This is a genomic window from Allobosea sp. 01N443 (genome assembly GCF_056399325.1).
In genome coordinates, this window is sequence record NZ_JBFTRC010000113.1 from 20,105 (window position 1) to 32,227 (window position 12,123).

The 12,123-nt window shown below is 65.8% G+C and carries 14 protein-coding genes; 2 read left to right on the forward strand and 12 right to left on the reverse strand.

Annotated features, from left to right (window positions below; genetic code table 11):
- Positions 1-105: 105 nt before the first annotated feature.
- From AC1DRP_RS23625 to AC1DRP_RS23650, 6 genes are all read right to left on the reverse strand, one after another.
- Positions 106-837, reverse strand: a complete 732-nt coding sequence (locus AC1DRP_RS23625) for an amino acid ABC transporter ATP-binding protein (protein WP_476769725.1) — start codon at positions 835-837, stop codon at positions 106-108.
- The gene (locus AC1DRP_RS23630) at positions 818-1,471 is read right to left on the reverse strand and encodes an amino acid ABC transporter permease (RefSeq protein ID WP_476769726.1); all 654 of its coding nucleotides are present in this window, start codon (positions 1,469-1,471) and stop codon (positions 818-820) included. Before AC1DRP_RS23630 ends, AC1DRP_RS23625 begins: the two co-directional genes overlap by 20 nt.
- Positions 1,471-2,166 (reverse strand): amino acid ABC transporter permease, encoded by a 696-nt coding sequence (locus tag AC1DRP_RS23635; RefSeq protein WP_113516339.1) that lies wholly within the window; start codon positions 2,164-2,166, stop codon positions 1,471-1,473. The genes AC1DRP_RS23630 and AC1DRP_RS23635 overlap by 1 nt, the downstream gene beginning before the upstream one ends.
- Before the next feature lie 69 nt (positions 2,167-2,235).
- Positions 2,236-3,039 (reverse strand): transporter substrate-binding domain-containing protein, encoded by an 804-nt coding sequence (locus AC1DRP_RS23640; RefSeq protein WP_441504612.1) that lies wholly within the window; start codon positions 3,037-3,039, stop codon positions 2,236-2,238.
- 84 nt (positions 3,040-3,123) lie between these two features.
- Complete coding sequence (locus tag AC1DRP_RS23645; RefSeq protein WP_441504611.1) at positions 3,124-4,110, reverse strand: 2-hydroxyacid dehydrogenase; 987 nt, start codon at positions 4,108-4,110, stop codon at positions 3,124-3,126.
- Between the two features lie 23 nt (positions 4,111-4,133).
- Complete coding sequence (locus AC1DRP_RS23650) at positions 4,134-4,895, reverse strand: GntR family transcriptional regulator (protein ID WP_441504610.1); 762 nt, start codon at positions 4,893-4,895, stop codon at positions 4,134-4,136.
- 205 nt (positions 4,896-5,100) lie between these two features.
- Here AC1DRP_RS23650 and AC1DRP_RS23655 point away from each other — a divergent pair, with 205 nt between their 5' ends.
- Both AC1DRP_RS23655 and AC1DRP_RS23660 read left to right on the forward strand, forming a co-directional pair.
- Positions 5,101-6,300, forward strand: coding sequence for a mandelate racemase/muconate lactonizing enzyme family protein (locus AC1DRP_RS23655; protein ID WP_476769727.1), 1,200 nt, complete (start codon positions 5,101-5,103; stop codon positions 6,298-6,300).
- 11 nt (positions 6,301-6,311) lie between these two features.
- Positions 6,312-7,079 carry an SDR family oxidoreductase gene (locus AC1DRP_RS23660; RefSeq protein WP_441504608.1) on the forward strand — a complete coding sequence of 256 codons (768 nt, stop codon included), beginning with the start codon at positions 6,312-6,314 and terminating at the stop codon, positions 7,077-7,079.
- 42 nt (positions 7,080-7,121) lie between these two features.
- Here AC1DRP_RS23660 and AC1DRP_RS23665 read toward each other — a convergent pair whose 3' ends face one another.
- The 6 genes from AC1DRP_RS23665 to AC1DRP_RS23690 all read right to left on the reverse strand — a co-directional run.
- Positions 7,122-7,958 (reverse strand): 3-oxoadipate:acetyl-CoA acetyltransferase, encoded by an 837-nt coding sequence (locus AC1DRP_RS23665; RefSeq protein ID WP_441504607.1) that lies wholly within the window; start codon positions 7,956-7,958, stop codon positions 7,122-7,124.
- 8 nt (positions 7,959-7,966) lie between these two features.
- On the reverse strand, positions 7,967-8,770 hold the full coding sequence (benD, locus tag AC1DRP_RS23670) for a benzoate diol dehydrogenase BenD (protein WP_476769728.1): 804 nt from the start codon (positions 8,768-8,770) through the stop codon (positions 7,967-7,969).
- A 160-nt stretch (positions 8,771-8,930) separates the two neighbouring features.
- Complete coding sequence (locus tag AC1DRP_RS23675) at positions 8,931-9,860, reverse strand: dioxygenase family protein (protein ID WP_441504605.1); 930 nt, start codon at positions 9,858-9,860, stop codon at positions 8,931-8,933.
- A gap of 56 nt (positions 9,861-9,916) precedes the next feature.
- Positions 9,917-10,207: a muconolactone Delta-isomerase gene (catC, locus tag AC1DRP_RS23680; protein ID WP_043230486.1), complete on the reverse strand. Its 291-nt coding sequence runs from the start codon at positions 10,205-10,207 to the stop codon at positions 9,917-9,919.
- A gap of 5 nt (positions 10,208-10,212) precedes the next feature.
- Positions 10,213-11,385, reverse strand: coding sequence for a muconate/chloromuconate family cycloisomerase (locus tag AC1DRP_RS23685; protein WP_476769729.1), 1,173 nt, complete (start codon positions 11,383-11,385; stop codon positions 10,213-10,215).
- Between the two features lie 238 nt (positions 11,386-11,623).
- Positions 11,624-12,123 (reverse strand): MFS transporter (locus AC1DRP_RS23690; protein WP_476769730.1); only part of this gene is annotated, 500 nt, incomplete at its 5' end.

The window sequence follows — 12,123 nt, forward strand, 5'->3', positions numbered from 1 at the left end:
CAGACCCTGCGGATATCCGCCGCAAGCAGAGCTTTTCCTCCGGCAGGGATCGTCCGGCCCTGGCCCCTTCCGCGAGAGATGGGGACGGGCGCTGGGACCGGCCGATCAATGCGCGCCTGCGCTGACGAAATTGCGCAGCTCCGGCGTCTGCGGGTTGGCGAAGAGCTCCCGTGACGGCCCGCTCTCCCAGATCTTGCCCTGATGCATGAAGATGGTCGTGCTGGCGACATTGCGCGCGAAGTTCATCTCATGAGTGACGAGCAGCATGGTCATGCCGCCCTTGGCGAGTTTTTCCATCACCAGCAGAACCTCGCCGGTCAGTTCCGGATCGAGCGCGGATGTCACCTCGTCGAACAGCATCACCTTCGGCCGCATCGCAAGTGAGCGGGCGATGGCGACGCGCTGTTGCTGCCCCCCGGAGAGATTGTCGGGATAGCTGTCGAATTTCTCGGACAGGCCGACCTGCGCCAGCACCTCGCGGGCCAGCGTCTCGGCCTGCGCCTGGGGCACGTTCTGCGTGATCCGCGGCGAGAGCGTGATGTTCTGGGAGACGGTCAGGTGCGGGAACAGGTTGTAGCTCTGGAAGACGATGCCGACATCCTTGCGCAATTCGCGCAAGTGTTTCGGATCCTGGTCGACGACATGTCCGGCAACCTCGATGCGGCCGGACTGGATCGCCTCCAGCCCGTTGATGCAGCGCAGCAGCGTGCTCTTGCCCGAGCCGGAGCGGCCGATCAGGGCGACGACCTGCCCGGGTTCGACGGTGAGGGAGACGCCCTTGAGAACCTCGAGGTTGCCGAAGCGCTTGTGGACGTCGTCAATGAGGACGGCTGGCATTCATCACCTGTTCGAGATGGCGGCTGAGCCGGGACAAGGGGAAGCAGATCGCGAAATAGATCAGCGCGACCAGCGTGAAGATCTGGAAAGGCTGGAAGGTCGCGTTGTTGAYGAGCTGGCCGGCRCGSGMGAGTTCGACGAAGCCGACGACCGAGACGATCGAGGTGTTCTTCACGAGCTGGACGAGAAAGCCGACGGTGGGCGGCAGCGAGATGCGGATCGCCTGCGGCAGGATGATGTAGCGGTATTGCTGCCCGCGCGTCAGCGCGAGCGAGGCCGATGCCTCCCATTGCTGGAAGGGGACGGACTGGATCGAGCCGCGCCAGATCTCGGCCAGATAGGCCGAGACATAGATCGAGAGCGAGGCGGACGCTGCGAGGAAGGGCGGCAGTTCCACGCCCATCGCCGAAAGCCCGTAATAGCTCATGAACAGAACCATCAGCACCGGAATCGACTGGATGACCAGGATGTAGCCGGCCGCGAAGCGGCGCAGCGCGGCGACTTGGGAGAGCCGCATGATCGCGAAGACACCGCCGATCAGCCCGCCGAGGATGAAGGCGACGCTGGTCAGAACCAGCGTCCAGCCGGCRGCGCGCAGGATGAAAAGCGCTTCGGGAAGCCCGAATGTGGTCATCAGGCTGCCTCCGCCTTGACATCGACGCGGGCGAGCCCGGAGACCGGCGCGAAGAGCCGCTGGCCGAGCCAGAGCAGGAAGACCTTCAAGCTCAGCGCCAGGAGGAGGTAGATCACGGTGACGATGATATAGGTCTCGAAACTGCGGAAGGTCCGCTGTTCGATGATGGCCGCGGCGCCCGAGAGCTCCTGCACCGAGATGAAGGAGCAGATGCTCGATGCCAGCATCATCAGGACGAACTGGCTCGACAGCGCGGGCCAGACCCGGGCGAAGGCCGGTTGCAGCACGACATACTGGAAGACCTGGCGTTTGCTGAGCGCGAGCGACAGGCCGGCCTCGAGCTGCGATTTGTGAATGGAGTCGACGCCGGCGCGGATGATCTCCGTCGCATAGGCGGCAAGGTTGAGCGTCATGGCCAACAGGGCGGCCTGGGTGCCCGACATGCGGATGCCGACCAGCGGCAGGCCGAAGAAGATCATGAAGAGCTGCACCAGGAACGGTGTGTTGCGCATCAGTTCGACATAGCAATCGACGGCAATGCCGGCCCAGCGGCCTGCCAGCGTGCGCAGCGCGACAAGCAGCACCGCGAAGATCAGGCCCAGCACGATCGCGCTGGCAGACAGGCCGATCGTCAGCATGATCCCGTCAAGGATGATGTCGGTTTCGGCGAGTACGGATTCGAACTGGAGCGACATGATCCCTCGTCAGTCTGGCGCGAGGCCCCGCCGCGCAGGATCTGCGCAGCGGGGACGATGCGAAACGGATCAGAAGGTTGGCAGCGGCGGCAGCGGACCGCCGACCCACTTCTCGGAGATCGCGTTCAGTTCGCCGTTCTGCTTGATGTAGTAGATCATGTTGTTGAGCCACTGCTTCAGCTCATAGGCGTCCTTGCGAACGGTCATCGAGTTCGGCTGCATGCCGAAGACGAACTTGAGCTCGGTCTCGGTTTCGCCGCGCGCCTTGATCGCGGCGTTCGCCTGGGCGTCTGGCCCGGCGATGGCTTCGACCTGGCCGGAGAACAGCGCCTGCATCGTGGTCGCGTCATCCTCGAAGCGCAGGATCGTGAGGTTGAGCTCTTTCTCGCGATTGGTGAATTCCCGCTCGACGCTGGATCCGCGATTGACGCCGACCTTGCGGCCCTTGAGATCGGCCCAGTCTTTGATGGGCGTGCCCTTCTTGGCGTAGATGCCGGTCTGGAAGGCGCTGTAGGGGATGGTGAACATCACCGCCTTCGCGCGTTCCGGTGTCGGCGCCAGCGTCGCGACGAGGAAGTCGACCTTGCCGGCCTCGAGGGCGGGAATGCGGGCCGGCGGCGTCAGCTGGACGATCTCGACCGGCAATCCGAGATACTTGCCGATCAGGGCGGTGACGTCGGCATCATAGCCGATCGCATTGCCTTGCGAGTCGACGGAGCCATAGGGCGGCGCGCCGATCAGCACGCCGACGCGGACCTTGCCGCGCTTGACGATTTCCGTGACCGACTGGGCCGAGGCATGAGCGGCCGGGAGCGCGCCGGCGCCCAGCGCGAACAGCATCCCGATCATTCTGAGATTCTTGAACAGGCTCATGGTGCGTTTCCTTGTTGCGATCTGCTTCATTGGCGACCGGCTTCGTGGCGTCCGGTTCGTTGAGAGGAGAGCAGGCGTGGTCGTTCAGGCAGTCTGGCGCGCCTCCCGTACGAGATTGATGAGGGGTTCCCCGGCGAAGCTGCGCTTGATGTTGTCGGCGATGGTCTGCTGGCGGCGCCGGATCGTCCCGCTCGTCCAACCCGACATATGCGGGGTCATCACGATGTTCGGCAGCTCGTGAAAAGGCAGCTCGGAGGGCAGYGGATTGGCGGAGGCCGGGCCCGGGTAGCGATACCAGGTGTCGATCACCGCCCCGCCGATGCGCTTGCCCTTCAGGGCCTCGAACAGCGCCGTCTCGTCGATCGTCGGGCCGCGCCCGACATTGAAGATCAGCGCGTCGCGGCGCATCGCCGCGAAGGCTGCGGCGCCGACGAGGCCATTCGTTTCCGGCGTCAGCGGCACGGAGACTACGATGGCGTCAGCCGAGCCCCAGAATTCCTCCAGCCGATCGAGCGTGAAGGCGCGGTCGACGAGATCGGAGACCGGGACAGCGCTGCGATTGGCGACATGGACCTTCATCTCGAAGGCCTTGGCGCGCCGCGCGATCGCCTTGCCGATATGGCCGAAGCCGAGCAGGCCGATGGTCTTGCCGACGATCTCGCCATGGACGCGCGCAGGTGAGCCGGCCCAATAGGCCCAGTCGCCGCGGCGCAGCTTCGCGTCGGCATCCGCCAGGGGGATATGCCGGGCCAGCAGCGCGCTCATGACATATTCCGCTATCGCCTGTTCATGGCCGAAGCAGTTACAGACATTGGCCACAGGCGGAAGCAAAGCAAGGTCGACCGCGTCATAGCCGGCACCTGGCACATGGAAGAGCTTGAGCCCGGACGGGACCGGCAGGCTGGCATCGAACTTCACGCCGATGATGACATCCGCCTGCGCATAGGCCTGCTGGTCGGCGCCGACGCCGAGCCCGTCCGGCAGAATGCGAATTTCGGCCCCGGGGCCGACGAGTTCGGCAAAGCCGGAGCTGAAGGAGGCGGCGTTCTCGCCATGGAAGATGATGCGCATGGGGTCCACTGRCCTGTTGCGTTTCAGGCGCCGAGCAGGGGCTCGACGCTGCAATCGAGTAAAGAAGGGTCGATGCGGGCCTCCATCTCGTCGAACATACTGTCGACGAATTCGATCAGCGCGTCGGAGGCCGCGACTGCGCGTTCGGCATGGCGGGTCGCGATCGCGTTCAGCACGGCGAGATGGTGGTCGATCGTGCCGTCGAGCGTGGTCTTCTCGGCCATGTAGCTGTGGTAAATGAAGCCGATGCGCCGGAAGATGGTGTGCAGCGGGCGCAGCGTGTGTTCGAGAAACGGCTCGCCCGCGGCGGCCAGCACCATCTGGTCGATCCTGCGATCGAGCGCATTGAACTCGGCAAGCGTCAGCCCGTCGCGCTTCTCGCGCAGCAGGCGTTCCATGTGCAGCATCTGGTTGCGATGCGAGGGGCCGGCGCGTTCTGCCGCGAGGCGAATGACGAAGCGTTCGATGTCGCGGCGCAGATGCAGCAGCACGCGTTCCCGGGCGAGGTCGATCGGCGCGATTTGCAGGCCATGACGCGGGCGGATGATGATCAGCGTGTCGGCGGCGAGACGGTTGACGGCATGATGCACCGGGGTGCGGCCGAAGCCGGTCAGGTCCTGCAGGTCCTGCATGGCGAGAAAACGGCCGGGCGCGAGCTCGCATTTGACGAGCAGTTCCTCGATCCGGTGATAGGCGAGTTCGAAGAGATTGATGCGATTGCGCCGTGGCGGCACGCTCGTCTCACCCTCTGCGACCAGCCGCGGGCGGCTTGGGCGCTTGGCCATGTCCCGTCTCCTCAGTCGTGGAACTCGTTGAACGGATCCATCTTGGCGTCGACCATAAACATGTTGTGATATTTTACAAGCACTCCTATGGTCGCCTCGTTTCGAGGGGGCGAGGCTGTCATCGGGCTCGCCTGTTTCGCACTCAACCAAGGCGTTCCCCGGCAAGAAACCCGGTGAAGAACGCCAGCCGCCAGGGAGGCAGGCCGTGAAGATCACCGCCATCGAGACGTTGCGGACCGAAGAATTCGCCAATGTCCTGTGGGTTCGCGTGCATACCGATGCGGGCATCATCGGTCTCGGCGAGACCTTCTATGGGGCAGGGGCGGTCGAGGCGCATCTGCACGACACGCTCGCCATGCGGCTGCTCGGAAAGAACCCGCTGCACATCGAGGCATTGCACAGAGAGATGACGAACCTGCCGATGGCGCAGGCCTCGACCGGCGTCGAGTCGCGTGCGACCTCGGCGGTCGATATCGCCTTGTGGGATGTCTTCGGAAAGGTTTGCGGCCAGCCGGTGCACCAGATGCTCGGCGGCCTCTGCCGTGACAAGCAGCGCATCTACAATACCTGTGCGGGGTACAAATATGTCCGCTCGCAGAACATCAAGCCGGTCTCGACCTGGAATCTGGGGGATGCATCAGGTCCCTATGAGGACCTCGACGGCTTCATGAACCGTGCCGATGCCGTCGCCGAGAGCCTGCTCGAAAGCGGCATCACGGCCATGAAGATCTGGCCCTTCGACCCGGCCGCGATCGAAAATCAGGGGCTTTTCATCAGCCCCGACCAGATGCGGAAGGCGATCGAGCCGTTCGAGAAGATCCGCAAGGCGGTAGGCGACAAGATCGAGATCATGGTCGAGTTCCATTCGCTCTGGAATCTGCCGACCGCGATCAAGATCGCCCGTGCGCTCGAACCCTACAGCCCGACCTGGTACGAGGATCCGATCCGGATGAACTCGCCACAGGCGCTGGCCGAATTCGCCCGTTCGACCACGGTTTCGGTCTGCGCCAGCGAGACGCTGGGCTCGCGTTTCCCCTATAAGGACATGCTCGACCACGACGCCATGCACATTGTCATGGCCGACCTGTGCTGGACCGGGGGGCTGACCGAAGGGCGCAAGATCGCCGCCATGGCGGAGACCTATCACCGCCCCTTCGCCCCGCATGACTGCATCGGCCCGGTCGGCTTTATCGCCGCGATCCATGCCTCCTTCAGCCAGCCCAACACGCTGATCCAGGAATCGGTGCGGGCCTTCTACACCGGCTGGTACAAGGAACTCGTCGACACCATGCCGGTGATCAAGGACGGTTATGTCCTGCCGATGGAAGGGCCGGGGCTCGGCGTCRAACTCCTGCCCGCCGTCTTCGAACGCTCGGACCTCATCGTTCGTCGCTCCAGCCTGTAAGGACGATGCCCATGACCAACCCTCTTTTCGATCTCACCGGCAAGACCGCGCTGGTGACAGGCTCCTCGCGTGGGCTCGGCCGCGCCATGGCGGAAGGACTGGCTGTTGCAGGTGCTCGCATCCTGATCAACGGCACGGACCCTGAGCGCGTCGCACAGGCCGTCGCGGAGTTCCGGGCGGCGGGCCACCAGACGGATGCGGCGCCATTCGACGTGACCAACGAGCCCGAGATTCTGCGGGCCTTCGAGGGCTTCGATGCCGCAGGTATTGCGGTCGATATCCTCGTCAACAATGCCGGCATTCAGTTCCGCAAGCCGATGGTCGAGCTCGCCACGGCGGACTGGCAGCGCGTCATCGACACCAACCTGACCTCGGCCTTCATGATCGGGCGCGAGGCGGCCAAGCGCATGATCGCGCGCGGCCATGGCAAGGTCGTCAATATCGGATCGCTGACGAGCGAACTCGCCCGCGCGACGGTCGCGCCCTATACGGTTGCCAAGGGCGGCATCAAGATGCTGACGCGGGCCATGGCGGCGGAATGGGCCGAGCATGGCATCCAGGCCAATGCGATCGGCCCGGGCTACATGATCACCGACATGAACCAGGCCCTGATCGAGAACCCGAGCTTCGACGCCTGGGTCAAGGGCCGCACGCCGGCCAGGCGCTGGGGCAGGCCGGAGGAGCTTGTCGGGGCCGCCGTGTTTCTGGCCTCATCGGCATCGGACTACGTCAACGGCCAGATCATCTATGTCGATGGCGGGATGTCATCGGTTCTGTGATGGACACCAGGCGTTTGTCGCCGCGCCACTCGCCCCGCCGCTTCAGACCGGCGCGAGGTTCAGCGCGGCGCGCGCCTCGGCGGGCGTGGCCGGTCGGCGGCCGTGGCGGCGGATCAGCTCGACGGCGAGGCTGATCAGCTCGGCATTGCCGCTCGCCAGCCGGTCCTTGCTGATGCGGATATTGTCCTCCAGCCCGGTGCGGACCGCGTCAGCGCCGCGGGCGAGCGCCCAGTCCATCACCCGCATTTGGTCGCGCCCGATGCCGGCGGCCGTCCAGGTGGCGCCCGGGATGACCCGCCTGGTCTCGGCGAGCAGGATGTCGAGCAGCACCTCGTCGGCCGGCATCGCATTCCGGACGCCCATCACGAACTGGATATGCGGGCGCGGTCCGATCAGCCCCTCGTCAACGAGGCGGCGCGCGGCGTGGATATGCGAGAGGTCGAAGATCTCGATCTCGGGTGCGATCCGATGCTCCAGCATCCGCGCCGCGAGATCGTTCACCAGGCTCGTCGGGTTCTCGTAGACGATCGTCGGAAAATTCACCGAGCCGGTCGAGAGCGAGGCCATGTCCGGACGATGCACCAGGCTCAGGCCGCGCGCCGCCGGGTCGCGCCCGCGGCCTCCGGTCGAGAACTGGACGATCATGCCCGGGCAGGCCCGGCGAATGCCGTCCTGCACCTCAGCGAAACGCTCCGGATCGGACGAAGGCGTCTCGTCGTCATGGCGGACATGGATATGGACGAGACTGGCGCCCGCCTCGAAGGCGGCGCGGGTCGAGGCGACCTGCTCGGCCGGCAGCACGGGCAGGTTCGGATTGTCCTTCTTGCGCGGCACGGAGCCGGTGATGGCGACCGCCACCACGACGGGACGAGTGGTCATGGCATCTGTCATCCCTGGTCTCCGCCGCCGGCCGGCAGCACGGTTCCGTTGATATAGGACGCATCGTCCGAGGCCAGGAACAGGATGGCGGCTGCGATCTCGCCGAGCTGTCCGTAGCGGCCGAGATGCGAGGCGCTGAGCGTCTGGTCGACGACCTGCTGCATCCACTGCTTGTCGGCCTCGGTCTGCACGTCGGTTCCCCGTGGAATCCGGCGGGGCGGCGCATCCACGCCACCCGACGCCACGGCGTTGACGCGGATATTCGTGCCCGCAAGCTCGAAGGCGAGCKAGGCGGTCAGCGCGTTCACGCCGCCCTTGGCCGCGGAATAGGGAATGCGGTTGATGCCCTTGGTCGCGATCGAGGAGACATTGACGATCGCGCCGCGTCCCTGCTCCAGCATATAGGGCAGCACGGTGCGGCAGCCCCACAGCGTCGGAAACAGCGAACGGCTGATCTCCGCGGCGATCTGGCGTTCGTCGAATTCCTGGAAGGGCCGCATCCAGATCGCGCCGCCGACGTTGGTCACCAGCACGTCGATGGCGCCGAAGCTCTCCTGCGCGCGCGCCATCACCCGCTCATTCCCGGCGAAGGTCTCGAGATCCTCCTCCAGCGCGATGACGCGCCCTGGCCCGAAGGCCGAGGTGATCTCCTGCGCGACCTCCTGGACGATGGCCGAGCGGTCGACGATCGTCAGTCTTGCCCCTTCGGCGGCCGCATCCAGCGCCACCTGCTTGCCGACGCCCTGGGCCGCGCCGGTGACGACAAGGCTGCGCCCTTCGAACCGGCGGCCGCGCGTGGATGGCTGGGACATGGTCGATCTCCGGGATTATGCCGCCACGAGGGCGGGGACTGGACGGTTTGGCACCGTCGCCGGTCGGGCGGGCGGCGAAGGCCGCCGCGCCGCTTGGCGCTGTCCGTGACAGTCTATGGCGGGGCACCCTGGCCGGGTGCCAGGCCGGTGAGCGAGGGCCTCAGCCGGCGGTGACGTGGGTGCGGCTGACCTGCGTCTGCGGCACGCCCTCGCGCTCCTTGGTCAGCACGATGTCGAAGGTCGTGCGGGCGAACGGGCGGTTCAGACCGGCATTGCGGATCGCGTCCGCGTCGACGACGCGGTCCAGCGTGACGACGAGCTCGTCGCGGGTGCCGAAGGCGAAGTCCGTGTAGAGGTATTTGTCGCCGGTGAAGTTGAACTGCGTCGTCAGCTGGCGGTGGCCCGGCGCCGAAATGAAGTAATGGACATGGGCCGGGCGCTCAGCATGTCGGCCGAGTGCGGTCATCAATTGGCGCGTCGCGCTTTCCGGCGGGCAACCATAGCCATTCGGCACGATCGTGCGGGCGCGATAGTGGCCCTGTTCATCCGTCTCGATGCGACGGCGCAGATTGTAGGGCGCCTGCTCGCCATCGATGAAGGAATATCCGCCCTTGGAATTGGCGTGCCAGAGGTCGACGATCGCGCCGGCAATCGGCTTGCCGTCCTCGTCCGTGACCTGGCCTTCGATGATGAAGATCTCGCCGGGATCGGTGCCGTCATCCATGCGGGCCTCGCCCTTGGAGAGCGGCGCGCCGGGCACATAGAGCGGCCCTTCGATGGTGCGCATCGTGCCGCCCTTGAGACCGGCAAGCCGTTCGGCCTCGTCGAGCCGCAGGTCGAGGAAATGCTCGAGCACGATGCCGGGGACGAGCAGGCCGAGCTCGTCATTCTTCGCGGCCCTGCCGATGAAGGCGACCGCTGCCCAGAATTCGTCCATCGAGACGTCGCACTCGTCGATCACCTGCATGATCCGGTAGAGCAGCTGGGCCGTGACGGCCTTGGTGCGCGGGTCGCCCTTGTCATTGTCCATCCCGGCCGCACGGGCGGCGAGATCCTTCTTGTCCTCGTCGGAGATCAGGTTGATGGGCATGGCGGTTCCTCGTGTTCTGGTGATTGGCGGCCATTTCAGGCCGCAGCCGTTGTTTGTCAGCGGTCGTCGTCATGCACGGACGACGGGTGGCGGCAGAGTGCCGTGACCTTCACGTCCATGTAGGGGAAGAGGGGCAGCTCCGAGAGAATGTCGTGCAGCGCCTGCGGGCTCTCGACGTCGAAGATGCTGGTGTTGGCATAGCGCCCGGCATGACGCCAGAGATGGCGCCAGAGCCCGGCCCGCTGCAGCTCCTGCGCACGCTTGCGTTCGCTCGCCTTCAGCGCGGTCGCCGTCTCGACCGGCAGGTCGGGCGGGATCCGGACATCCATTTCAACCTGGAACAGCATGATCTCTAGAACCCCGTCTTGGCGCGTGGCAGCACATGGACCGAGCGCTCGGTGCGGTCGCGCCGGAAGCGGCTCAGTTGAGCTTCGGACAGCGTCACGCCGAGTCCCGGCGCCGTCGGCACGGTGAGGCCGAAATCGGCATAGTCGAGCGGCGTCTCAAGGATCTCCTCGGTCAGCAGCAGCGGGCCGAACAGCTCCGTACCCMATTCCAGCTTGCCGATGGTCGAGAAGAGATGGGCCGAGGCCGCAGTGCCGATGCCGCCTTCCAGCATCGTGCCGCCATAGAGTCCGATGCCGGCGGCTTCCGCGATCGCGGCCACCTTGGCCGCGGCGAAGAGCCCGCCGGATTGTTCGATCTTCAGCGCGAACACGTCGGCGGCGGCGAGGGCAGCGATGGCGAAGGCGGTTTCCGGGCCGTTCAGCGCCTCGTCCGCCATGATCGCGACCGGCGTCTCGCGGGCCAGCCGGGYGAGCGCGCCGAGATTGCGGAAGGCGACGGGTTGTTCGATGAGCTCGACACCGGCGGCGGCGAGCGCCGGCAGCATCGCCGACGCGGTGGCTTCCGACCAGGCCTGGTTGATGTCGACGCGCACCGAGGCGCGGTCACCGAGCGCGCGCTTGATCGCAGCGACATGGGCGACATTGGCGCCGGGATCGCCCTTGCCGATCTTGAGCTTGAAGATGTTGTGGCGGCGGCGCGCCAGCATCTCCTCGGCTTCCGCGATGTCGCGGCCGGTGTCGCCGCTGGCCAGCGTCCAGGCCACGGGCAGCCGGTCATGCTGGCGCCCGCCGAGCAGTTCGGAAATCGGCAGGCCGACGCGCTGGCCGAGCGCATCGAGCAGGGCCGTCTCGACGGCGCATTTGGCGAAATGATTGCCCTGGACCGACATGGCGATGGTCGCCATCGTCCGGGCGATGCGGCTTGGATCGCTGGCGAGCAGGATCGGCGCGAGATAGGTATCGATCGCGAGCTGCATGCCCTCCGGGCTCTCGGGACCATAGGCCAGCCCGCCGATCGTGGTGCCTTCGCCAATCCCGACCACGCCGTCCGACAGATGCAGCCGCACGATCATCAATGTCTGGCGATGCATCGTCGTCATCGCCAGCTGGTGCGGGCGGATGGTCGGCAGATCGACCAGAATCGTCTCGACCTGTTGAATCCGCGGACCTTCAGACACGTTTCGCTCCCATATTCATTGAAGCAAAGGCTAGAACGCGCCATTCCCGGGGAACAGGATCGATTGGGTGTATTTTGATACCCGAAGGGTATGGAGCCCCGCGAGGGCGTGATTAGCGGGGCGGCCCCGCCTGCGCCTCGCATCGGGCACAAAAAAGAGGGACGCGACCGGCCTTTCGGCGGTCGCGTCCCGGGTTGTTCTCCCGGCTTCGCCTATGCCTGATGCAGCCGCATGAGGCTCACCGGATCGCCGGAGCGGCGGCGGCCGGTGCGGGCGAGGCGAGGGCGGCGCCGACTGCCGGCCGAACCATCAGCGTCGCCAGCGCCGCGATCACCAGCGGAATGGCAAGCGTCATGAAGTAGCCGGACGGACCCACGCCGGTCAGCAATGTGCCGCCGATCGCGGAGCCGATGATCGCTCCCGAGCGACCGACGCCGATGCCCCAGCCCGTGGCCGTTGCGCGCAGCTGCGTCGGGTAGGTATTCGAGATCAGATAGTTCAGCACGAGTTGCTGGCCACCGATGCCGAAGCCGGCAAGGGCGATGAGGGAGAAGACCAGCGGCCAGCGGTCGCCCGCGAAGCCCAGCCCGAGCGCAACCGCGATCCCGACGGCGAACATGCCGATCAGGAGCTTTCGCGGGTCGACCTTCGGCAGGAAGGACGAAAGCGGCAGGGCCATGATGATGAAGGCGGCGTTGACGACGACGGTACCATAGGCGGCCTGGGCCTTTTCCAGGC